This is a genomic window from Streptomyces tuirus (assembly GCF_014701095.1).
In the GTDB taxonomy this organism is placed as follows: Bacteria; Actinomycetota; Actinomycetes; order Streptomycetales; family Streptomycetaceae; genus Streptomyces; species Streptomyces tuirus.
In genome coordinates, this window is sequence record NZ_AP023439.1 from 2,091,235 (window position 1) to 2,112,777 (window position 21,543).

21 protein-coding genes and 1 tRNA gene are annotated in these 21,543 nt (G+C 73.4%); 14 read left to right on the forward strand and 8 right to left on the reverse strand.

From position 1 onward, the window contains the following. Positions 1-2: 2 nt before the first annotated feature. Entirely contained in the window at positions 3-674 is a 672-nt protein-coding gene (locus IGS69_RS09705) for an O-methyltransferase (RefSeq protein WP_190898338.1), read from the forward strand. Between the two features lie 105 nt (positions 675-779). Here the strand turns inward: IGS69_RS09705 and IGS69_RS09710 are convergent, their stop codons facing one another. Next, a complete protein-coding gene (locus IGS69_RS09710) occupies positions 780-1,172 on the reverse strand; it encodes an FHA domain-containing protein (protein ID WP_190898339.1) in 393 nt (130 codons plus the stop codon). Between the two features lie 91 nt (positions 1,173-1,263). Here IGS69_RS09710 and IGS69_RS09715 point away from each other — a divergent pair, with 91 nt between their 5' ends. Beyond that, positions 1,264-1,671 carry a DnaJ family domain-containing protein gene (locus tag IGS69_RS09715; protein ID WP_190898340.1) on the forward strand — a complete coding sequence of 136 codons (408 nt, stop codon included), beginning with the start codon at positions 1,264-1,266 and terminating at the stop codon, positions 1,669-1,671. Between the two features lie 22 nt (positions 1,672-1,693). Here IGS69_RS09715 and IGS69_RS34570 read toward each other — a convergent pair whose 3' ends face one another. Continuing rightward, complete coding sequence (locus IGS69_RS34570; protein WP_232543470.1) at positions 1,694-2,443, reverse strand: hypothetical protein; 750 nt, start codon at positions 2,441-2,443, stop codon at positions 1,694-1,696. A gap of 4 nt (positions 2,444-2,447) precedes the next feature. Then, positions 2,448-3,143 carry a hypothetical protein gene (locus IGS69_RS09725; protein WP_190898342.1) on the reverse strand — a complete coding sequence of 232 codons (696 nt, stop codon included), beginning with the start codon at positions 3,141-3,143 and terminating at the stop codon, positions 2,448-2,450. Positions 3,144-3,311: 168 nt separating this feature from the next. Between IGS69_RS09725 and IGS69_RS09730 the strand changes: the two genes are divergently transcribed. After that, on the forward strand, positions 3,312-3,803 hold the full coding sequence (locus IGS69_RS09730; protein WP_190898343.1) for a GNAT family N-acetyltransferase: 492 nt from the start codon (positions 3,312-3,314) through the stop codon (positions 3,801-3,803). Positions 3,804-3,805: 2 nt separating this feature from the next. Here IGS69_RS09730 and IGS69_RS09735 read toward each other — a convergent pair whose 3' ends face one another. After that, entirely contained in the window at positions 3,806-5,857 is a 2,052-nt protein-coding gene (locus tag IGS69_RS09735; RefSeq protein WP_190898345.1) for an MDR family MFS transporter, read from the reverse strand. Positions 5,858-6,997: 1,140 nt separating this feature from the next. On the opposite strand from IGS69_RS09735, the gene IGS69_RS09740 reads away from it, so the two are divergent. Continuing rightward, entirely contained in the window at positions 6,998-7,828 is an 831-nt protein-coding gene (locus IGS69_RS09740) for a peptidoglycan-binding domain-containing protein (RefSeq protein ID WP_190898347.1), read from the forward strand. A gap of 61 nt (positions 7,829-7,889) precedes the next feature. Here the strand turns inward: IGS69_RS09740 and IGS69_RS09745 are convergent, their stop codons facing one another. After that, complete coding sequence (locus IGS69_RS09745) at positions 7,890-8,549, reverse strand: HAD-IA family hydrolase (protein WP_190898349.1); 660 nt, start codon at positions 8,547-8,549, stop codon at positions 7,890-7,892. 203 nt (positions 8,550-8,752) lie between these two features. Continuing rightward, a complete protein-coding gene (locus tag IGS69_RS09750; RefSeq protein ID WP_190898350.1) occupies positions 8,753-9,334 on the reverse strand; it encodes a TMEM165/GDT1 family protein in 582 nt (193 codons plus the stop codon). Positions 9,335-9,723: 389 nt separating this feature from the next. Here IGS69_RS09750 and IGS69_RS09755 point away from each other — a divergent pair, with 389 nt between their 5' ends. The 6 genes from IGS69_RS09755 to IGS69_RS09780 all read left to right on the forward strand — a co-directional run bounded on the left by IGS69_RS09755 (position 9,724) and on the right by IGS69_RS09780 (position 17,211). Further along, positions 9,724-10,368: an HNH endonuclease family protein gene (locus tag IGS69_RS09755; RefSeq protein ID WP_190898352.1), complete on the forward strand. Its 645-nt coding sequence runs from the start codon at positions 9,724-9,726 to the stop codon at positions 10,366-10,368. A gap of 78 nt (positions 10,369-10,446) precedes the next feature. Next, complete coding sequence (locus IGS69_RS09760) at positions 10,447-12,084, forward strand: alkaline phosphatase D family protein (RefSeq protein WP_190898353.1); 1,638 nt, start codon at positions 10,447-10,449, stop codon at positions 12,082-12,084. A 389-nt stretch (positions 12,085-12,473) separates the two neighbouring features. Next, the gene (locus tag IGS69_RS09765; protein ID WP_190904434.1) at positions 12,474-14,381 is read left to right on the forward strand and encodes an FAD/NAD(P)-binding protein; all 1,908 of its coding nucleotides are present in this window, start codon (positions 12,474-12,476) and stop codon (positions 14,379-14,381) included. 83 nt (positions 14,382-14,464) lie between these two features. Then, positions 14,465-14,917, forward strand: a complete 453-nt coding sequence (locus IGS69_RS09770; RefSeq protein WP_190898355.1) for a DoxX family protein — start codon at positions 14,465-14,467, stop codon at positions 14,915-14,917. Positions 14,918-15,199: 282 nt separating this feature from the next. Next, positions 15,200-15,796: a DedA family protein gene (locus IGS69_RS09775; protein WP_190898356.1), complete on the forward strand. Its 597-nt coding sequence runs from the start codon at positions 15,200-15,202 to the stop codon at positions 15,794-15,796. Positions 15,797-15,924: 128 nt separating this feature from the next. Further along, positions 15,925-17,211, forward strand: a complete 1,287-nt coding sequence (locus IGS69_RS09780; RefSeq protein ID WP_269783201.1) for a phosphatase PAP2 family protein — start codon at positions 15,925-15,927, stop codon at positions 17,209-17,211. Positions 17,212-17,248: 37 nt separating this feature from the next. On the opposite strand, the gene IGS69_RS09785 is transcribed toward IGS69_RS09780, so the two are convergent. Continuing rightward, entirely contained in the window at positions 17,249-17,482 is a 234-nt protein-coding gene (locus IGS69_RS09785; protein ID WP_190898357.1) for a DUF2277 domain-containing protein, read from the reverse strand. 103 nt (positions 17,483-17,585) lie between these two features. Between IGS69_RS09785 and IGS69_RS09790 the strand changes: the two genes are divergently transcribed. Then, positions 17,586-18,482, forward strand: a complete 897-nt coding sequence (locus IGS69_RS09790; protein WP_232543471.1) for a ketopantoate reductase family protein — start codon at positions 17,586-17,588, stop codon at positions 18,480-18,482. Positions 18,483-18,533: 51 nt separating this feature from the next. Next, positions 18,534-18,896 carry a hypothetical protein gene (locus IGS69_RS09795; RefSeq protein ID WP_190898360.1) on the forward strand — a complete coding sequence of 121 codons (363 nt, stop codon included), beginning with the start codon at positions 18,534-18,536 and terminating at the stop codon, positions 18,894-18,896. A gap of 74 nt (positions 18,897-18,970) precedes the next feature. Here the strand turns inward: IGS69_RS09795 and IGS69_RS09800 are convergent. Then, positions 18,971-19,045, reverse strand: a tRNA-Val gene (locus IGS69_RS09800). Between the two features lie 212 nt (positions 19,046-19,257). Between IGS69_RS09800 and IGS69_RS09805 the strand changes: the two genes are divergently transcribed. Together IGS69_RS09805 and IGS69_RS09810 are read left to right on the forward strand one after the other, a co-directional pair. Further along, on the forward strand, positions 19,258-20,031 hold the full coding sequence (locus IGS69_RS09805; protein WP_190898361.1) for a DUF4097 family beta strand repeat-containing protein: 774 nt from the start codon (positions 19,258-19,260) through the stop codon (positions 20,029-20,031). Between the two features lie 74 nt (positions 20,032-20,105). Beyond that, complete coding sequence (locus tag IGS69_RS09810; protein ID WP_190898363.1) at positions 20,106-21,524, forward strand: hypothetical protein; 1,419 nt, start codon at positions 20,106-20,108, stop codon at positions 21,522-21,524. Positions 21,525-21,543 lie beyond the last annotated feature (19 nt).

A 21,543-nucleotide genomic window follows, 5' to 3' on the forward strand; every position in this document is an offset into this window, starting at 1 on the left:
GCATGAGCGAGTCGCACGTCTGGGGCGAGGTCGACGCCTACTTCACCGCCCACCTCGCCCCGGATGACGAAGCCCTGGCGGCTGCCCTGCGCGACAGCGACGCCGCCGGGCTTCCGCACATCAACGTCGCGGGAAACCAGGGCAAGCTCCTCCAGCTCCTCGCCCAGATCCAGGGCGCCCGCCACATCCTGGAGATCGGCACGCTGGGCGGCTACAGCACCATCTGGCTGGGCCGCGCCCTGCCCGCCGACGGGCGGCTGGTCTCCCTGGAGTACGACCCGCGGCACGCCGAGGTCGCCGTCCGCAACATCGCCCGCGCCGGCCTGGACAAGCTGGTCGAGGTGCGGGTGGGGCCGGCCCTGGAGTCGCTGCCCAAGCTGGCCGACGAGAACCCGCCCCCGTTCGACCTGGTCTTCATCGACGCCGACAAGGCCAACAACCCGCACTACGTGGAGTGGGCGATCCGGCTCACCAGCACGGGCAGTCTGATCGTCCTCGACAACGTCGTACGGGGCGGCCGGGTCGTCGACGCGGACAGCACCGCACCGGACGTCATGGGCACCCGCGCCGCGATCGAGCTGATCGCCGCCCACCCGAGGCTGAGCGGCACCGCGATCCAGACGGTGGGCATGAAGGGCTACGACGGCTTCGCCCTGGCCCGCGTGCTGGCGTGAGGGCCAGCCGTCAGACGGTGTGAGGCCCCGCCGTCACAACGGCGTGCAGTCTCGCCGTCACAACGGCGTGCAGTCTCGCCGTCACAACGGCGTGCGGTCCCGCCGTCACACTTCGTGGTAGAAGCCCACGTTGACGCTGCGCGGGGCGGTGCGGTCCTGGATGATGATCTCGCCGCTGCCGCCCCTGGGCAGCGGGACAGTGCCGCCGTACGCGAGCGGCTGGACGTACTCCCCCATGGTCAGCCGCACTTCCGAGGACGGGTCGGGCTGCGAGCCGCGCAGCCAGGTGAGCTGCCAGGTCCCGTCCGGCCCGCACAGGAACTCCAGGTGGACGCGGGAGACGAACAGCCAGTCGTCCGGCGTGCTCAGCCGGCACACGGACTTGTCCCGGCCCACCCGCAGCACCGCGCCCGGCTCGCTCGGCGCGTCGGCCATGAGCATGCCGGCCGTGGCTCCCGCCTCCGCCTCCGCGACGGTGGCCATGGTGAGTTCGAGCACGTGCGCTCCTCGTCCGAGACGTCCTGGGTGGGACTGCAAGTCCGCCGAATGATAGAACGCCTGGCTGCGCGGTGTCCGGCACAATGGCCTCATGACCGAGCGAAAGCCACCGGGCGTCGGCTTCGAGTCCTGGGTCGACAAGCAGATCCGTGACGCGGAGAGGCGCGGGGAGTTCGAACGGCTGCCAGGAGTGGGCGAACCGCTCCCCCGTGACATCGAGAGCACCTACGACGAACTGTGGTGGGTCAAGCGGAAGATGGCCCGCGAGGGCTTCTCCGTCCTCCCGCCCACGCTGGCACTGCGCAAGGAAGCGGAGGACGCGCTGGAGGCCGCGCTCGCGGCCCCCTCGGAGCGGATCGTCCGGAAGATCATCGGCGAGATCAACGACAAGGTCCGCGAGATGATGTTCAAGCCGCCGCCCGGCCCCCCGCTGGGAAAGAAGCCGTACGACGTCGAGGACGTCGTACGGCAGTGGCGGGAGCGCCGGGCGGAGCACTGACGACCGGGGGACGCACCCCTGATCACACGTGCAGCAGCCGTTCGGCGAGTTCGCGGTAGTCCTTCAGGGCCAGCCGGAGCTGCTCGGTGTCGGCCGACGACACGGACCTGCCCTCGCCGCCCTCGACGGACTGCCAGGAGTGCCGCAGGGTGCGGCGGCGCTGGGTCACGGCCTCGGTGAAGCGGGCCGCGATCTCCTCCAGCACGTGGTCGGCCTCCTCGACGGCGGCCCGGGGCCCGTCGACGAACCCGGCGACGGCGTGCTGCAACTGCGAGCCGAGCTTGTCGGAGTCGTCGTGGGCCAGGAGGTGGGCCCGGTTCTTGGCGGAGCCGACCTTGTCGGGGCCGGTGCCGTGATCGCCACGGGATGTCTCGGCGCCGAGCCGGTCCGTACCGTGCCGGTCGGTGCCGGGCGTACCGTGCCGGTCGGTGCCGGGCAGGTCGGTGCCGTGCGTATCGAGCCGGTCCCTGTCGTGCGTACCGTGCCGGTCGGTGCGGTGCCCGTCGGTGCCGTGCCGGTCTGTGCCGTCCGCACTGTGCCGGTCGGTGGCGGGTACGTCGGTGCCGTGCGCCGCGGCGCGGTCCGCGTCGGTGCCGAGGGGGGCGCCGCGGTCGGTGTCGACGCCGTGCGGGGTGCCACGGTCGGCGTCGGTGCCGCGCGTGGCGCCGCGGTCCAGGTCCGGGTCCCGGACCGTGTCGTGGCCCGTGCCCGGGGCGCTCTCGCCGCGGGCGTCCGGCGTATGGTCGCCGGGCGGTCGGGTCATGTCGGTCATTGCCTCAACTCTCCTTCGCCTGACGTCGGTTCATCGCCCACGGCAGGTGACCGCCGCGGGCCGGAGTCTTGCGGCCGCCGTTCAGGGCGGCGCGCTCGCGGCCGTCGTCGTGCCGTCCGCCGGTGTGGCCGTCGCCGTCGTGGCGGGCCGGCTTCACCAGCTCCTCGAACAGGGCGCGGGCCGCGACCATGGCCTCGCGCATGTCTTCCGTGCCCTGGCCGCCGTCCCGGGCGTCCTCCGCACGCAGATGCGCCGCGCGGTGCACGCGCCGGTAGCCGTCCACGTGGTGGGCGTGGTGCACGGACAGCGCGGCCAGCTGTTCCTCGTACTGCCCGCCGTCCGGGAAGCCCCGGACACCGGCGACCTCGGCGAGCAGCCGGTCCGCCTCGATGACGGCCTCGCGCGGGGAGTCGACGAACCGCTCCTGCGCGGCCGTCCAGCGCGCCTCGTACTGCTCGCGCTGCGCCGGCTCCAGCGACCGCTCGCGCAGATCGCCGTGGCGCTGCACGCGCTCGGTCAGTTCGCGCTCGGCCGCTTTGGCGTCACCGTCGTGCCGGGCCACGGCCCGGTCGTACTCGGGCCCGAAGCGCCGCTTGAGGCTCGGGCCGCGCCGATTCCCGCGGGCGCGCAGGGTCATGACGGCCGCGATGATGACGACCGCCGCTATCACGATCAGAGCAATGATCAGGCCAGTGGACATGAATGCCTTCCGGGTTCTCGCCCAACCGGCTCTCCTCGCGAGCCGGTTCGCCCGTCGGGTGTCCCCAAAGCCCGTCCCCAAACGGCGCCCGGGCGCAACCGGGGCGCGGAACATGGCCGGGACTATTCGCTTGCGTGTCCGGTGGGACGCCTGCGAAGAATGCGGTCCATGACCTGGACCGTGACCCCGGAGCCATACGACTCCCCTGTCGCCGCCGCGCTTTGGCGGGCGTACTACACCGAGGTCAGCGACCGCTGGTACCTGCTGCACGAGGGGCGCCGGACCGACCCGGCCGAGCTGGAGCGGGAGATCGCCGCCCGCTCCGGTGCCGATCTCGCCCCGCCGGGTGGGCGGTTGCTCGTCGCCCGGTACGACGGTGAGCCGGCCGGCAGCGCGGGCGTACGGCTGCTGGACGGCGAGACCGCCGAGCTCACCCGGGTGTTCCTGCACGAGCCGATGCGCGGCCGGGGCGGCGCCCCGCTGTTGGTCCGGGCCGCCGAGGACGCCGCACGCGCGCTCGGCGCGGCCCGGATGATCCTCGACACCCGCGGCGACCTCGTCGAGGCCCGCGGCCTCTACGCCCGCCTCGGCTACACGGAGACCGCGCCCCACAACGACGACCGGTACGCGGAACACTGGTTCAGCAAGGAGTTGGGCTGAAGTCAGGTCCTCTCCGGCGTGGCAGGCACGCTGTACGGCCGCTCGCGCCGCGATCCGCACAGTTCGCCGGTCAGCTCCCGCACGAGTCGCTCCAGGTCGGTCGGCCGGTCCGGCCCCCACCAGTCGCCGAGCAGCTCGGAGAGGGACTCCTCCCGGGCCTCGGCCAGCCGGCCGGCGACCTCGCGCCCCTCGCCGGTCAGGACCATGTCGACACCCTGCCGCACCGCGAGGCGGCGCTCCTCGGCCTGCCGGGCGGCCTCCATGACCACGGTCAGCGGCACGGGCATCGAGTCGGCGAGCGCGCCCGGCTCCACCGAGCCGTGGCGCCGCATCCGCAGCAGCAGCCAACTCGTGGCGGGCAGCAGGTCGTAGCCCGCCCGGGCGGTGATCTTCCGGTAGATCTCGCGCCGCCCCGCGCGGGTGCCGAGCACCGACAGCGCCCGGCACACCTCGTCGTACGACGACCGCTCGACGGGGTTGCTGGCGAGGGTCTCGGTGACGTCGGGCGCGGTGACCGAGCCGCGCAGCCGGTCCTCCTTGAGGAACCAGGCCAGGACGAACCCGAGGAGCGCGACGGGGGCGGCGTAGAGGAAGACGTCCGTGATGGAGACGGCGTAGGCGTGCAGGGCGGGCGGGCGCAGGCCGGACGGCAGGGCGGCGATGCCGCGCGGGTCGGCCTCCAGGGTGTCCACGGAGATGCCGGGCGGCAGCCGGACGCCCCGGAAGGCGTCCGTGAGCTGGTCGCCGAGCCGGCCCGCGAAGATCGTGCCGAAGACGGCGACGCCGAACGAGGCGCCGATGGAGCGGAAGAAGGTCGCGCCGGAGGTGGCCACGCCCAGGTCCTCGTAGGGGACGGCGTTCTGCACGATGAGCACCAGGACCTGCATCACCAGGCCGAGTCCGAGCCCGAAGACGAAGAAGAAGCCGCTCAGCTCGGCGGTGGAGCTGTGCTCGTCGAGCTGGTGGAGCAGGAGCAGCCCGAGCGTGGTGATGCCGGTGCCGGCGATCGGGAACACCTTCCAGCGGCCGGTGCGGCTGACGATCTGCCCGGAGGCCGTCGAGGCCAGCAGCAGGCCCAGCACCATCGGCAGCATGTGCACACCGGACATGGTCGGGCTGACGCCCTGCACGACCTGGAGGAAGGTCGGCAGATACGTCATGGCGCCGAACATGGCGAACCCGACGACGAAACTGATCAGGGCGGCGAGCGTGAAGGTGCGTACGCGGAACAGCTTGAGCGGCAGGACGGGTTCGGCGGCCCGCCGCTCGACCGCCACGAAGGCGAGGGCGAGGAGCACGCCCAGGACCGCGAGGCCGATGATTTGCCAGGACCCCCACGCCCAGGTCGTCCCGCCGAGCGAGGCGACCAGTACCAGGCAGGTGGCGACGGCTGCGATGAGGAACGTGCCGAGGTAGTCGATGACGTGCCGTCGCGCCGTGCGCGGGATGTGCAGGACGGCGGCGATCACGGCGAGCGCGACGACGCCGACGGGCAGGTTGACGTAGAACACCCAGCGCCAGCTCAGGTGCTGGGTCAACAGCCCGCCGAGCAGCGGCCCGAGCACGCTGGTCGCGCCGAACACGGCCCCGAACAGGCCCTGGTAGCGGCCGCGTTCACGAGGCGGCACCAGATCTCCGACGATCGCCATCGACAGCACGATCAGCCCGCCGCCGCCGAGCCCCTGAAGCGCCCTGAAGGCGATCAGCTGAGCCATGTCCTGTGCGGCGCCGCACAGCGCGGAACCGATCAGGAAGATCACGATCGCCGTCTGGAACAGCCTCTTGCGCCCGTACTGGTCGCCGAGCTTGCCCCACAGGGGGGTGGCGGCGGTCGCGGCCAGCAGATAGGCGGTGACCACCCAGGAGAGGTGGTCCAGGCCGCCGAGATCGCTGACGATCGTGGGCAGCGCGGTCGACACGATGGTCTGGTCGAGGGCGGCCAGCAGCATGCCGAGGAGCAGGGCGCCGATGGAGACCAGGACGTTCCCGGGCACCTGCTCCTGGGGGGCCGCGCCCGGGGGCGTCAGCATGGTGGCGTTCGCGTCCCCGGCCATACGACCTCCCGTGTCTCCTGTGACCTTTTCCATCGTGACCGCTGTGACCGGTTATGGCCTGCCGGGCCCTTTTGGAAGCCGTCGTTCCGGGGGCTCCTCGACCGCGCTGTGGAGAAGATCTGGATAATCTCTGGAGTTCGCGAGGGGAGGGAGGAACGCGTGGAACTGCCCAACGGCCACCCGTGCCCGGAGTGCGGCGCGCCCAGACAGCGGGACAACACCCCGACCTGCGCCTGCACGCACCGTGCCGCCGAGGCCCTCCGCGACGCCCGCACGGCGCAGGCGGCGGCAGCGGAGGATTTCGACCCGCTGCGGATCCGCCCGTACGTGGAGATCGACGCCGGGGCCTCCGGCGACCCGGGCGGGGCCACGGCACCGTCGAACAACCCGGCCGACCCCACCCCGCACGACACCGCCCTACGACCGGGAACCGGCCCGGCGGAGGCATCACCTGCCCAGGGGGCCGGGCACGAGGGCGGCGCCCAGGGCCCAGCCACAACGGGCAACGGCGTCACACCCCCGCGCGCGACCGAGGGCACACAGAGGCCAGCCACAACGGGCAACCCCGCCACATCCCCGCACGGAGCCGACCCCCAGCCCACCGGAAACGGCGCTGCGGAGGCACCCCGGCCCCAGGACCCCGGGCAGACGACCGAGGGCGGCGCCCAGGGCCCAGCCACAGCGGGCAACGGCGCCACACTCCGGCACGCGACCGATGGCACACAGAGGCCAGCCACAACGGGCAACCCCGCCACACCCCCGCACGGAGCCGACCCCCAGCCCACCGGAAACGGCGCTGCGGAGGCACCCCGGCCCCAGGACCCCGGGCCCGTGGCCGAAGGCGGCGCCCAGGGCCCAGCCACAACGGGCAACCCCGCCACACCCACGCACGGAGCCGACCCCCAGCCCACCGGAAACGGCGCTGCGGAGGCACCCCGGCCCCAGGACCCCGGGCAGACGACCGAGGGCGGCGCCCAGGGCCCAGCCACAACGGGCAACGGCGCCCCACTCCCGCGCGCGACCGAGGGCACACAGAGGCCAGCCACAACGGGCAACACCGCCACACCCCCGCACGGAGCCGACCCCCAGCCCACCGGAAACGGCGCTGCGGAGGCTCCCCGGCCCCAGGACCCCGGGCCCGTGGCCGAAGGCGCACCCGCCGAGGCCACCATGCCCCTGCGCCCCGTCGGCCCGGACGCGACCGCCGTACTGCCGGCGGCCTCCGCCGGCTCGGCGCTTCCGGCTCCCCCGGCTCCCGCCGTGACCGAGCCGAGCGTCACCGATCTGCGCCTGTTCGACGGCACGGCCGGGGCGGATCGCGGCGCCGCGGAAGCGGGTGGGCCCGGCGCGGGCAGACCCGGGCGGCGGCGCCGGAACCTCCTCGTCGTCGCGGCCGGCGCCGGTGTCGCCGTCGTCGCGGCGGCGGGGTATGCGAGCGGGCTGTTCTCCTACGAGAGTCCCTCCCGGGACACCGCCCTGCCGGACGGCATCCGCGCGAGCGTGCCGGACGCCCGGTCGAGCAGCGCGGCGTCCACGCCCGCGCGGGGCGGCGCCTCGGCCGCTCCCGCGGCCCCGGCCGCACCGCCGCCGTCGCCGTCCCGCAGCGGGAGCCCGTCCGCCTCGCCGTCCGGGCCGAGCGCCTCGGCGAGCTCGCCGCAGTCGCCCTCGGCGTCGGCTCCGCAGCCGTCGGGCTCGGCGACCGGCCCCGGGCAGGCGCCCCCGGACAACGGCCGTCAGAAGACCGGCCCCGCCGTCCTGCGCCTCGGCGACCGCGGCCCGGAGGTCACCGAACTCCAGCTCCGCCTGCGCCAGTTGGTGCTCTACACCGACGAAGCCGACGGCACCTTCGACGACCGCCTTGCGGACGCGGTCCGCACCTACCAGTGGTCGCGCGGTGTCCAGAGCGACGAACTCGGCGTCTACGACCGGCCGACCCGGGAGAAGCTGGAGTCGGAAACCCGGGAGCCGTGACCGGCCCGGGCGGAATCCTCTCCCTCCGCGTGAACCGGGCAGCGGGACGGGCGGCCGCGGTTCACCCGATGTGGAGGCGGATCGTCCCGTCGCCCACGGCCTCCACCCGTACCTGCGTCAGGTCCTCCACCACCACGTCCGGCTCGTGGATCGCGGCGCGGGGCCCGATCCCGACGACCGTCATCCCGGCGGCGCGCCCCGCCGCTATCCCGGCTCCGGAGTCCTCGAACACCACACAGTCCGCGGGCGCGATCCCCAGCTCGGCGGCGCCCTTCAGGAAGCCCTCCGGGTCGGGCTTGCTCGCCCCGACGGACTCCGCCGTCACCCGCACCTCGGGCTGCTCCAGACCCGCCGCCGCCATCCGCGCCGTCGACAGCGGCACATCGGCGGAGGTCACCAGCGCGTGCGGGAGCCCCCGCAGCGAGGCCAGGAACTCCGGCGCCCCCGGGATCGCGACGACACCGTCGGTGTCGGCCGTCTCCTCGGCGAGCATCCGGGCGTTGTCGGCGTGGTTCTGCTCCATGGGCCGCTCGGGCAGCAGCAGCGCCATGGAGGCGTAGCCCTGCCGGCCGTGGACGACCTTCATGACCTCGTCCCCGTCGAGCCCGTGACGCTCGGCCCAGCGCCGCCAGACGCGTTCGACCGAGGCGTCGGAGTTGACGAGGGTGCCGTCCATGTCCAGCAGGAGGGCGCGGGCGGTGAGCACGGCGGTGGCCGTCATCGGCAGCTCCAAGGCTCGGGGCGCGTTCCAGCGCGGGAGGGGGCGGACGACGGATCGCGACCATGCCCCGGGGGACAAGGCGGCCCCGCCCGCCGGTCAGGGAAAACGAGCGGAGGCCACTTTGTTCCTCCACGGTACAAAACAAGGCGGCCTTCGCGCCAGGGGCCCCCGCGGACGTTCATCCGCTGTTCAGCCCGTCGGACTCAGCCGGTCACGGCCTCCCACAGGCTCCACAGCCCGAGCCCCAGCATGACCAGCGCCGCGATCTGCGTGATCAGCCGCAGCGGCACCTTCTTCATCAGCGCCTTGCCGCCGACGATGCCGAGCCCGGCCACGGCCCACAGCGCCAGCACCGCGCCCAGGCCGACGGAGAGCGGGTCGTCGTAGCGGGCGGCCAGGTTCGCGGTCATGATCTGGGTCAGATCACCGAACTCGGCGACCAGGATGAGCATGAATCCGGCGCCGGAGACCTTCCAGAAGGACTGGTTCTCCGGCTTGCGGATCTCCTCCTCGTCCTCGCCCTTCCTCAGCAGCAGCACAGCGGCCCCGCCCAGGAACAGCACGCCCGTGAGGGCCTGCACGATCTGCTGCGGCAGCAGCGTCAGCACACTTCCGGCGGCGACGGCGAGCGCGACGTGCAGCGCGAAGGCGGCGGCGACACCGGCGAAGACGTAGGAGGCGCGGTAGCGGGTGCCGAGGACGAGGCCGGCGAGGGCGGTCTTGTCCGGCAGTTCTGCGAGGAAGACGACGCCGAAGACGACGGCCGTCACGGTCAGGCTGATCAAGGGTTCCTCAATCGGTCGGGGCTGCCCCACCGAGAGTGCTGGACTTTCGCACACGACACCTCGGCACGGCAGCACACGCGGGACCCGCGCCGGAGGGCACGGGCGTGCACTGCTTTGCCGAAGGTCTCGCTGGCGGGTCCTGGAAAGGACCGCCTCCGGGCGCCGGCTCAGGCGGGCTGAGCAGTATGTCGACGGTCCGGCGAAGAGCTACTCCCCTTCTGCGCCGTCCATGGTACGGGACGCGGCCGAAGTGAAAAGTTTCGCCTCGAACCTTGTCATGTCATGACCGCGTCACTAACTTCTCACCGGGCGCACACCTGTGCGCAACACGGCACCGCGAGCATTCCCCTGCTCGCAAGCCAGCACCCCCACCTCCCCAGGGAGTTCGCATGCCCAGGTTCTACGCGCGTCGACGGCTGAGCGTGGCGGCGGCGGCCACCGCGCTCATATCCTCCGTGGCCCTCTTCAACGCCCCCACGGCCTCCGCCGCCCTCCCGACCCCGGTGAGCGGCGCCACCGCCCGCAGCTACCTCGCCTCGCTCACCGTCGCGACCGAGGACCGCACCGGCTACAACCGCGACCTCTTCCCGCACTGGATCACCCAGTCCGGCACCTGCAACACCCGCGAGGTCGTCCTCAAGCGCGACGGCACCAACGTCCAGCAGGACTCCTCCTGCGCCGCCACCAGCGGCAGCTGGTACTCCCCCTATGACGGCGCCACCTGGTCCGCCGCCTCCGACCTGGACATCGACCACCTGGTCCCGCTGGCCGAGGCCTGGGATTCCGGCGCCGACTCCTGGACGACGTCCCGCCGCCAGTCCTTCGCCAACGACCTCACCCGCCCGCAGCTCATCGCGGTCACCGACAACGTCAACCAGGCCAAGGGCGACCAGGACCCCGCCACCTGGATGCCCTCCCGGACGGCGTACCGCTGCACCTACGTCCGCGCCTGGGTGCAGGTGAAGTACTACTACGGCCTCTCGGTCGACTCGGCCGAGAAGTCCGCGCTGACGAACCACCTCGCGAGCTGCTGACACGCTGATCTCGTGTCGGGACCTCCCCGCCGGCCTCCGTCGCTGCGTACCGTACGGGGCGACGGAGAGGGGAAGGACATGAGCGCACTGCGCCTCGGACCGCTGCTGAGGTACACCGACGGCTCGTCCGCGACCGTGTGGGTCGAGACGAGCCGTCCGTGCACCGCCGAGGTGCGCTGCGCCGACGGCGCGGGCGGCACGGCCCGCAGTTTCCAGATCGCGGGCCACCACTACGCGCTGGTCCCGGTGACGGGCCTGACGGCCGGCACGACCACGACGTACGAGGTGCTTCTCGACGGCACGCGCGTGTGGCCGCTGCCCGGCTCCCCCTTCCCGCCCTCGGCGATCCACGCCCCGGGCCCGGACGGGGACCTCAACGTCGCCTTCGGCTCCTGCCGCTGGGCATCCCCGCCCACGGGCGGCGACGACCCCGTGGGCCCGGACGCCCTGGACGCCCTCGCCACCCGCCTCGCCGCCGACCCCGACGGCGAGCGGCCGCACGTCCTGCTGCTGCTCGGCGACCAGGTGTACGCCGACGAGACCTCGGACTCCACGCAGCGCTGGCTGGCGGCCCGCCGCGACATCAAGGAGGGACCGGGCACCGGCGTCGCGGACTACGAGGAATACACGCACCTCTACTACGAGTCGTGGCTCGACCCGCGCATCCGCTGGCTGCTGTCCACCGTGCCCAGCTTCATGATCTTCGACGACCACGACGTGATCGACGACTGGAACACCTCCGCCGCCTGGCTCGCCGACATGCGCTCCACCGGCTGGTGGCAGGAGCGGCTGCTGAGCGGCCTGATGTCGTACTGGGTCCACCAGCACCTGGGCAACCTGTCCCTGAAGGAGCTGGCGGCCGACCCGGTGTACGAGGCGGTGTGCAAGGTCCCCGACGGCACCGACGCGCTGCGCGCCTTCGCCGCCCGGGCCGACGCCGACGCGGCCACGGCCCGCTGGAGCTACCGGCGCGACTTCGGGCGCGTACGCCTGGTGATGGTGGACAGCCGGGCCGCCCGGGTCCTCGCCGAGGACCGGCGCGCGATGCTCGACCCGGGCGAGGAGGCCTGGCTGCGCGAGCAGGTGCTGGACGCGCCCGAGTCCTATGACCACCTCCTGCTCGGCACCTCGCTGCCCTGGCTGCTGCCGCACCTGGTGCACGACGCCGAGGGGTGGAACGCGGCCCTGTGCGGCGGCGAACGGGGCGAGCGCTGGGCACGGTTCGGGGAGAAGGTGCGGCGCGCCGCCGACCTGGAGCACTGGTCGGCGTTCCCCGAGTCCTTCGCGCGGCTGGCGGAGCTGATCGCCGAGGCGGGCTCGGGGCGGGACGCGCCGGCGACGGTGTGCGTGCTGTCCGGGGACGTGCACCACGCCTACATCGCCGAGCCCTCCTGGCCGGGCCGGGGCCCGGACGCCCGGGTGCTGCAGCTCGTCTGCTCCCCCGTCCACAACTCGGTGCCGCTCTCGATGCGGCTGGCCTTCCGTATCGGCTGGAGCGCGATGGCCCGGGGCATCGGCCGCGGCCTGGCCCGGCACGGCCGCCTTCCGAGCCCGCCGGTCGGCTGGCGCAAGACGGGCGGCCCCTGGTTCGGCAACCAGCTCATGACCCTGACCCTGCGCGGGCGTTCGGCCCGGCTGCGACTGGAGCACGCCAGGACCCGTGAGGGAACGGGCCCCCGCCTGACGACACTGCTGGACTCCGAGCTCACCCCCTGACCTCCCTGTTCCGCCCGTTTGTCGCGCTGTGACCGGCGATGCCCCGTAATGCTGGTGAGGCATCCCACAGCGACCGTCAATCCTGTCCCACGGGACTCGGTTACCGCTCCCGGCGACGGCATGATGAGGCGGACCGTCCGCTTCCCATCCGGCGGACCGCCGAGACGCGCCCCACACGCCCGGGAGTCCCACCCTTGTCTGCGCCGCCCGAGGAAACCGAGGAATCCATAACCCCCGGGGAATCCCCAACCTCCGGGGAATGCCTCACCCCCGAGGAATGCCTAACCCCCGGGGAATGCCTCACCCCCGAGGAATCCGTACCACCCCAGGAATCCGTACCACCCGAGGGACCCGGACCGGCCGCGGGACCCGCGCCTGTCTCCGTCGCCCTGGTCGGCGCCGGGCCGCGCGGCACCAGCGTCCTGGAACGCCTGTGCGCCTCCGCGCCGGAACTCCTGCCGCCCGGCGCCCGGTTGACCGTCCATGTGATCGATCCGGACCCGCCCGGCCCGGGCCGGGTCTGGCGCACCTCCCAGTCGCCCGAGCTGCTGATGAACACCGTGGCCTGCCAGGTGACCCTGTTCACCGACGACAGCGTGGACTGCTCGGGCCCGATCCGCCCCGGTCCGAGCCTGCACGAGTGGGCGGGCGGCGGGCTGGGCCCGGACGAGTACCCGACCCGGGCCGACTACGGCCGCTATCTGGAGTGGGTGTTCGCCGAGGTCGTACGGCAGGCGCCGCCGGCCGTGCGGGTCGAGACGCACCGGGCACGTGCGGTCCGGCTCGACGACGCTCCCGGCGGCCACCAGACCCTCGCCCTCGACGACGGCCGCACCCTGACCGGCCTGTCGGCGGTGGTGCTGGCCCAGGGGCATCTGCCGAGGACCGCCGGCCCGGACCTGCTGCGGCCCGCGGCCCACGCCGCGCGGCACGGCCTGCGCCACGTCCCGCCCGCGAACCCGGCCGATGTCGACCTGTCCGCGATACCCCCGGCCGAACCCGTCCTGCTGCGCGGCCTCGGTCTCAACTTCTTCGACCACACGGCCCTGTTGACTACCGGGCGGGGCGGCCGATTCGTCCGGGACGGCGAGGGCCTGCGCTACCTTCCCTCCGGCCGTGAGCCGCGGCTCTTCGCCGGTTCACGGCGCGGCGTGCCGTACCAGGCGCGCGGCGACAACGCGAAGGGGCCCTACGGCCGGCACGTCCCGCTCGTCCTCACCCCGGAGGTGATCGCCGGGTTCCGCAAGCGCGCGGACTCCGGGGAGGCGCCCGATTTCCGCACGGAGATATGGCCGTTGGTGGCGAAGGAGGTGGAGACGGTCTACTACGGCACGCTGATCCGGCGGGCCGCGTCCCGTGCGGGGCGGGAGCGGGAGCCGGAGTGGCGACAAGAGCCGGATGGGCAGGACGAGTTCACCGACCGCTTCCTCGCCGTCCCGCACGGCGATCCCCTGGAGGCGTCGCTGCTCACGGAGTTCGGGGTGCCGGACGCCGAGCGCTGGTGCTGGGAGCGGGTCTCCCGCCCGTACGCGGGGCGGGAGTTCGCGCATGGCGGCGCATGGCGCGACTGGCTGCTGGCGCATCTGCGCGAGGACGCGGCCCAAGCCGCCCTGGGCAATGTGCACGGCCCGCTGAAGGCGGCCCTGGACGTGCTGCGCGACCTGCGCAACGAACTCCGGCTGATCGTCGACCACGGCGGCCTGTCCGGCGTCTCCCGCCGTGAGCACCTGGACCGCTGGTACACGCCGCTCAACGCGTTCCTGTCCATCGGCCCGCCGCGCCGCCGCATCGAGGAACTCGTGGCGTTGATGGAGGCGGGGGTGGTGCGGGTGCTCGGGCCGCGGCTGCGGGTGTCGGAGGAGGACGGCGGCTGGGCGGCGCACTCCCCCGACGTGCCGGGACCGGCGGTCCGTGTGAGGACCCTCATAGAGGCCCGCCTGCCGGAGCCCGACCTTCGGCACACCGCCGACGAGCTCCTGGCCGGTCTGCTGTGGAGCGGGCAGTGCCGCCCGCACGTCGTGGACGGTTACGAGACAGGGGGGTTGGACGTCACGGCGCGCCCCTATCGGCTGATGGATCGTCAAGGAGTTGTGCACACAAGGCGGTTCGCGTTCGGCGTGCCGACAGAAGGCGTGCACTGGGTCACCGCCGCGGGAGCCCGGCCAGGGGTGGATTCGGTCACTCTCTCGGACGCGGACGCGGTGGCGAGAGCCGCTCTGCGTGCGGCTGCGCCCGGGGCCGAGCCCCAACGCGAGGCAAAGCAGTGGCCAAATGTTGAACTTGCAAGTATCAATTAGGCACACCTAACCTGGGCTGCTCCGCGGTACCCGTACCCGACCGGTCCGCCCAGGGCCGGCCAACCGAAGGAGTGACCCCCCACATGACCGCTCGCCTCAACGGCGCTCAGCCGTACGCGCTCGGCCTGTTCCGGATCGTCGTCGGCCTGCTGTTCGCCTGCCACGGCGCCGTCGCGCTCTTCGGTGTCCTCGGCGGCGCGGACGGCAAGGGCGGCACCGCCGCGACCGGCGCCTGGCCGAACTGGTACGCGGCCGTCATCGAACTCGTCGGCGGCGTCCTGGTGCTGCTGGGCCTCGGCACCCGCGTCGCGGCGTTCATCTCCTCCGGGGCGATGGCGTACGCCTACTTCAAGGTCCACCAGCCCCAGGGCCTGTGGCCGATCGAGAACAGCGGCGAGGGGGCGGCGATGTACTGCTGGGCCATGTTCCTGCTGATCTTCACCGGCTCCGGCGCGTTCGGCCTGGACCGGCTGCTGTCGAAGCGCACCTCGACCCAGGAGCAGCGCTCCGCGGACCGGACGCCGGTGGCCGCCTGAGCCACCCGTCCCGCCGGGCACACAGCGGCGCCTTCCCCGCGGGGGAGGCGCCGTCTCGTCCGTAGCGGCCCACGATCAGCACATCGGCTGTGAAACCCGCATAGAGGACGGCACAGCCGGGCGAGCCGCTACGAGATGAACAGTCCGCACCGAACGTATGAGCCCCCCGTGAACCGCCCGTCACACCCCGGGCGTACGCTCTATGGCTGTCATGGCCACCCCTGCCGCTCCCCGCGCCACCGCGGCACGGTCTGGCCCACGGGGGAGCCACGGGGAGTTGCGGTGCTGGAGCAAGTGGGGCTGCCGATCGGCAGCCCGTGGATATACGCGGTGGTGGCCCTGTCCGTGCTGCTCGACGTGTTCCTGCCGGTGCTGCCCAGCGGCGTCCTGGTGATCACGGCGGCCACGGCGGCGGCAGCGGGCACGGCGACCGACGTGCCCGACATCCTCGCCCTGACCCTCTGCGCGGCCACCGCCTCCGTCCTGGGCGACCTGGTCGCCTACCGCCTCGCCCGGCGCGGCGGCGCCCGCCTGGACCGCGCGATCTCCCGCTCCCGGCGGCTGACCACCGCCCAGCGGCGACTCGGCGCGGCCCTCGCCCGGGGCGGCGGCGCCCTGGTCGTCCTCGCGCGTTTCGCCCCCGCCGGCCGCTCCGTGGTCTCCTTCGGCGCGGGCGCCGCCCACCGCCGCGCCCGCGACTTCCTGCCCTGGTCGGCCCTGGCCGGCTTCGCCTGGGCCGTGTACAGCGTCGCCCTCGGCTGGTTCGGCGCCCACTGGCTGGGCGCGACCTGGCTGGCGACGGCGGTGTCGGTGGGGGCGCTGTTCGCCGCCGGGGCGGGGGCGGCGTTCCTGGTGCGGCGCGAGCCGCGGACGTCGTAGACCGGGCTCCGGCTCACCACCACGACCACCCAGACCTGGAAGCGGCTGAGACATTGACCATCACGGAGTCGCGCAAAGCCTCCCGGACCAGACGGATCGCGCTCGCCGCGAGGCGGCGCCCACGGGCACTGCTGTGGGTCGCGGCAGGCCTGGTCACTCTCGGCTTCCTCGTCGCGCTCCAGATCGCCGCACACCACTTCGGCACCCAGGGGCCGATCACCGCGCAGGCCCGCGAGGTGATCCACGCCCCCAAGTCCGGGTTCCTGCTCTACGCCGGCCTGGCGCTGACGATGGTGGTGCTCACCTGGCGGCAGCGGCTCATCGCGCTCGGCGCCGCGATGGGCATCGACCTCGTCTTCCTGCTGGTGCGGTGGCTGACCGGCACCTACCCCGACGAAGGCCATCCGTTCGGCAACGGCGCGCTGTGGGTGGTCCTGGGCCTCGCGGTCATCGCCCTCACCCGGCGCACCGGCCCGGAACGGGTCCTGATGCTGAAGGGCGTGGGGCTGGGCCTGCTGCTGGTGACCGGCCGCAAGACCGGTGACACCTGGCTGCTGATCACGTCGAAGACCCGCCCCCTCGTCCTCGACCCCTACGTCGCCATGGCCGACCACGCGCTGGGCAACCCGTCATGGCTGGCGGGCCGGCTCCTGCGGGCGAGCGGCCCGGTCGGCGAGCACACCCTCGACTACGTCTACGCCCAGCTCGCCGTGGCCGCGGTCTGCGTGGCGCTGTACCAACTGCGCAACGTGGCGACCGAGCAGCGCTTCCCGCGCCACCACCTGGTCCGCACGTTCCTGCTGATCGGCCTGCTCGGACCGGCCTTCTACATGATCTACCCCGTGGTCGGGCCGATGTTCGCCTACGGCCCCGAGGGCGGGCAGTGGGCGGCGGCCGACCTGTGGCCCGACACCCTGCCGCCGGTGATCACCCCGTACGCGATGCCGTTCGACGAGATCACCCCGCGCAACTGCATGCCCAGCCTGCACACGGCCTGGGCGACCACGATCTTCATCCACTCCCGCAAGGGGCCGCGCGCCCTGCGGTACGCCGGCACGTTCTGGCTGGTCGCCACCCTCGCCGCCACACTGGGATTCGGCTGGCACTACGGCGTGGACCTCATCGCCGGCGTGGTGTTCGCGTACACGGTCGAGGCGGGACTGCGCACGTACGACCGGGGCTGGGACCGGGCGGGGCTCCGGCTGATCGGCTACGGGACGGTCGTCTTCGCCGTGCTGCTGGCGTCCTACCGCTTCGTGCCGCTGGAGATGGCCGCGTACCCGTGGATATCCGGCCCCCTCCTGCTGCTGGCGATGGCCTCCGTGGTCCACGCATACCGGCGGACCACCAGACGGTGGGATGTGGCGCCCGTACCCGCCCCGCGCGCCGAGCCGCAGCCAGAACCGGCGGTCTGAGGCCCCGCGGGGCCGGTGCTCGGGGAGCGTGCGCCCCCTAGCTCGCCTTCCGCGCGGCCCCGGCCCCCCGGACCTCCAGTCCGTCCAGCAACTCGGCCGTGGCCTGTGTGATGGCCTCCACGGCGCGGTCGAACACCTCCTGGTTGTGAGCGGCGGGGGCGCGGAAGCCCGACACCTTCCGCACGTACTGCAGGGCTGCTGCGCGCACGTCCGCCTCGGTGGCCTCTTCGGGCATCGCGGGCGGACGCAGCGTCTTGATACTCCGGCACATGCCCCCAGTCTCACCCGTCCGGCCCCCGTACGACAGAGATGCCTGCCATGATCGCTCCGAGGCGGCCACCATTTCCGGGGCCGACCGACGAGAGGAACTCCTCGTGGCGAACGAACTCAGCGTGGCCGTGCTGGGCCCCGGCGGCGTGGGCGGCCTGCTCGCCGCCCTGCTCTCCCGCACCGGCCACCGCGTGATCTGCCTGTCCGGCGAGAAGACCGCCGAGACCCTGCGCAGCGACGGCATCCGGGTCAGCAGCGCGCGCTTCGGCGACTTCACGGCCCGGGTCGAGGCCGACACCGAGCTGCGGGAGCCGGTCGACGCGTGCCTGGTCACCGTGAAGCACACCGCTCTTGACGCCGCCCTGGCGCGGGTTCCCGCCCCGGTGCTGTCCGACGGGCTCGTGGTGCCGTTCCTGAACGGCGTCGAGCATCCGGCGGCCCTGCGCGCCCGCTACCGGTCCGACCGGGTCGCCCCCGCCGTGATCCGCGTGGAGTCCACCCGGGTCGCGCCGGGCGTCGTCGAACACGCCAGCCCCTTCACGGAGATCGACCTGACCGGCACGGAGGTGCCCCGGGCCCGTCTCGACGCCCTCGCCGGCGCCTTCGCCGCGGCCGGCCCGGCCACCCACGTCCTGGAGGACGAGACGGCGGCCCTGTGGGCGAAGATGTCGTTCCTGGCGCCGTTCGCGCTGCTGACCACGCGCTACGGCCTCCCCCTCGGCGACGTCCGCACCCGCCACCGCGACGAGCTGACCGCCCTGGTGGAGGAGACGGCCGCGGTCAGCCGCGCCTGCGGCGGCCCGGCCGATCCGGCCCAGGCCCTCGCCCGCTACGACGCCTTCCCGCCGTCGGCGAAGTCCTCGATGCAGCGCGACGCCGAGGCCGGCCGGCCCCTCGAACTCGACGCCATCGGCGGCGCGTTGCTCCGCGCGGCCGAACGGCACGGGATCCCGGCTCCGGTGACGGCCCGGGTGGTGGACGAGGTACACCCGTTCGCCTGAACCACAGGAAGGAACTCGCCTGCCAAATTCGAACAGGCGTATCATTGAGGCGTGGCTACGACCTATGACTTTCCGAGTGACCTCCTGGCCGGCCAGGAGGAACTCCATCAGGTCCGGGCCGAGCTGTCGGCCCTGCTCAAGCGGCTGCCCTGGTCGGTGGAGCCACTGGACGGCTTCAGCGACGACAACGGCTGGCGCAAGGTGGAACGCCCGGCCTCCCCGGGCTGGACCGCCGACGAACAGGCCGAGGTGGAGAAGCTCCGGCAGCGGGAGCACGAGCTCGCGGTGTTCGTGAGCACGCACCGCTACTGGTCCGAACTCACCGGCTCCGACCGGGTGGCGGCCCGCTCGTCACTGAAGCACACGCGGCACACACCCGGGGTTCCCCCGGAGGAGACCGACGGAACGACGTGACGCCCGGCGGGCGGCCACTCACAGAAGAGGCCCCCTGGGAAGATCCCAGGGGGCCTCTGAACTGCTAGTCGCTGTGGTGGGCGCGGACGGTTTCGAACCGCCGACATCCTGCTTGTAAGGCAGGCGCTCTACCCCTGAGCTACGCACCCGGCTCCCGGGCCTCGCGCCCAGGTCGAGTCGACAGCCTACATGGCCCGGGGCACGGTCCCGCAAACCCGTTTCGCGGGGCCGTGGCGGGTCCCGCGCCTGGGGCTAACCCCACCTCACATCCGGGAGTGGCCCGGATCCCCCGGCGGGCCCGCGATCCATACGGTCGTAGAGCGCCCCAGAGCGCCCGTCGTCCGTCCAGGGGGAGATCGTCATGGCCACACGCACCGCCGCCGTCCGCACCGTCGCCCTCGCCGGTGCCGTCGTGGTGCTCGTCGCCGGGCTCAGTGCCTGCGGGGCGTCCGCCGGGGACGACAAGGACCCCGAGCACCGCTCCTTCGGCCTCCAGGGCCGCACCCTCACCGTCGACTCCGACGACTCCGCCCTGGAGATCGTCGCCGCCGACGAGCATCCGGCGGGCAGGATCCAGGTCACCCGCTGGTTCAAGGGGTCGGTCGTCGTCGGCGATGAGCCCGAGGTCACCTGGGACATGCGGGGCGACCGTCTGAAGCTGCGCCTGAAGTGCTCCGGGATCGTCGCCGACTGCTCGGCCAGGCACCGCATCGAGGTGCCCCGCGGCGTCACCGTGAAGGTCGAGGACGGGGACGGCAGCGTCCGTGCCCGGGGCTTCCGGGACTCCCTCAGCATCCGCACGGGCGACGGCTCCGTCCGCGTCACCGACACCACCGGCCCCCTGGAGCTGCGCACCGGCGACGGCTCCATCCGGGCGGACGTCTCCTCCCGCGACGTCCGCACCCACACCGGCGACGGCTCCGTCCGTCTCCAACTCGGCGTCGTACCGGACCGCGTCGAGTCCCGCAGCGGCGACGGCTCGGTGACCATCGCGGTACCCCGGGCCGCCTACCGCGTGACCACCGAGACCGGCGACGGCGGCGTCGACGTGTCCGTGCCCCGCGACGAGGGCAGCCCCCATGTGGTGTCCGCCCACACCGGCGACGGCAAAGTGACGGTCCGAACAGCGAACTGACCGGCCCGTGTGTTCGTCCTCAACCGGTGGGAGAATGACACCGGGCAGGGCGGACCACAGCACGGGAGAGGGATGTGACGGCGACACCAGGACAGCCGGACTCGCCGTCGGTGCCGCGCGCACACCGTGCGCGCCGCCGCATCCCCAGCGTCACCGGCCCACTCCGCGCCCCCGGCCCGCTCCGCGACACGCTCACCCTGGTCGGACTGCCGCTGCTGGCCGCGCTGGCCCTGCCCGCCGCCTTCGCCGGCGGGGGCACCCGGCGCTGGTTCGGCGGCCGGGCCGAGAACCAGCGGGCCGAGGCCCAGGCCGCCAAGGACGCCGCCGCCGCGGCCTTCTACGAGCTGGACACCGCCCAGCGCGACCTGCGCATCTCGATCGAGACGATCACCGCCGTCGACGACTCCCCCGCCGCCCGGCGCGCCGTCGCCGACTTCGACGCCCTCGGCCGGCGGATCGACGAGGCCAGTCACCGGTACATCGACGCCGTCGACGCCCACGACCTCGACCGTGACGACCTGGAGGCGTCCGCCGCTTCCCGCGCCCGCGGCGAGCTGACCGCCGCCAAGGAGGAACTCGGCCGGGTCAAGCAGGAGCTCGACCGGTTCACCGACGGCCTCGGCCCCCTCCTCGGCAAGGCCGAGACACAGCTGGCCCGCCTGGCCCCCGCCGTCGAGCGCGCCCGCCAGGCCCTGCTCGCCGCCTCGAACGCCCTCGACTCCGTCCGGGCGTCCGGCCTCACGGCGGACGACCTCGCCGCCCGGCTCGCCGCCCTCTCCCCGGAGCTCACGAAGCTGAACCAGGGCGCCGGACAGCACGGCGTCCCGCAGACCCTGGAGCGGGCCGAGCGGGTCACCCGCGAGGCGGAGGCGGTCCGCGTGGAGGCCGAGCGGCTGCCGGACCGCGCCGCCGAGATCGACCACCGTCTCGTCTCCCTGCGCACTCGCGCCCAGGCCCTCACCACCCGCTCCGAACAGGTCGAACCGACCCTGAGCGAACTGCGCCGCCGCTTCACCGCGGCCTGCTGGCAGGACCTCCAGCACGTCCCCGACGCCGCCGCCGAGAACGTCCGCCAGGCCGAGGCGAAACTGGCCGAGGCCCACACCGCCCGCGTCGCCCAGCGCTGGGCCGACGCCACGGCGCTGCTGTCGACCGTACGGGCCCTGCTGAACAGCACCGACGAGGCCGTATCGGCCGCCGGGGACCGTCTGCAGCGGCTGAACGCGGTGCAGAAGGACCCCCAGCAGGAGATCGACCGCACCCGCTTCGCCATCCGCGACGCCCAGCGTCTGGCCATGGCCGGCCGCAACACCCCCGACCCCCGCCACGCCCGCCCCCTGGACGACGCCGTGGCCCGCCTGGACCGTGCCGTCGCCACCCTGGAGGGCCGCCACCCCGACTACTGGCACTTCCTCATGGAGACGGAAGCGGTCCGCCGGGCCGTGGCCCACGTGGTCTCCGGGATCCGCGAGGAGCGAGGGGCCGGACACTGAGCCCGGCCCCGGCCCGTTC

Excerpts from the sequence above, each read along its gene's own strand:
- IGS69_RS09725 (WP_190898342.1), bottom strand. The coding sequence starts at position 3,143 with ATGTCCACTGGCCTGATCATTGCTCTGATCGTGATAGCGGCGGTCGTC.
- IGS69_RS34570 (WP_232543470.1), bottom strand. The coding sequence starts at position 2,443 with ATGACCGACATGACCCGACCGCCCGGCGACCATACGCCGGACGCCCGC.
- IGS69_RS09745 (WP_190898349.1), bottom strand. The coding sequence starts at position 8,549 with ATGACGGCCACCGCCGTGCTCACCGCCCGCGCCCTCCTGCTGGACATG.
- IGS69_RS09730 (WP_190898343.1), top strand. The coding sequence starts at position 3,312 with ATGACCTGGACCGTGACCCCGGAGCCATACGACTCCCCTGTCGCCGCC.
- IGS69_RS09755 (WP_190898352.1), top strand. The coding sequence starts at position 9,724 with ATGCCCAGGTTCTACGCGCGTCGACGGCTGAGCGTGGCGGCGGCGGCC.
- IGS69_RS09805 (WP_190898361.1), top strand. The coding sequence starts at position 19,258 with ATGGCCACACGCACCGCCGCCGTCCGCACCGTCGCCCTCGCCGGTGCC.
- IGS69_RS09770 (WP_190898355.1), top strand. The coding sequence starts at position 14,465 with ATGACCGCTCGCCTCAACGGCGCTCAGCCGTACGCGCTCGGCCTGTTC.
- IGS69_RS09735 (WP_190898345.1), bottom strand. The coding sequence starts at position 5,857 with ATGGCCGGGGACGCGAACGCCACCATGCTGACGCCCCCGGGCGCGGCC.
- IGS69_RS09785 (WP_190898357.1), bottom strand. The coding sequence starts at position 17,482 with ATGTGCCGGAGTATCAAGACGCTGCGTCCGCCCGCGATGCCCGAAGAG.
- IGS69_RS09715 (WP_190898340.1), top strand. The coding sequence starts at position 1,264 with ATGACCGAGCGAAAGCCACCGGGCGTCGGCTTCGAGTCCTGGGTCGAC.
- IGS69_RS09705 (WP_190898338.1), top strand. The coding sequence starts at position 3 with ATGAGCGAGTCGCACGTCTGGGGCGAGGTCGACGCCTACTTCACCGCC.
- IGS69_RS09760 (WP_190898353.1), top strand. The coding sequence starts at position 10,447 with ATGAGCGCACTGCGCCTCGGACCGCTGCTGAGGTACACCGACGGCTCG.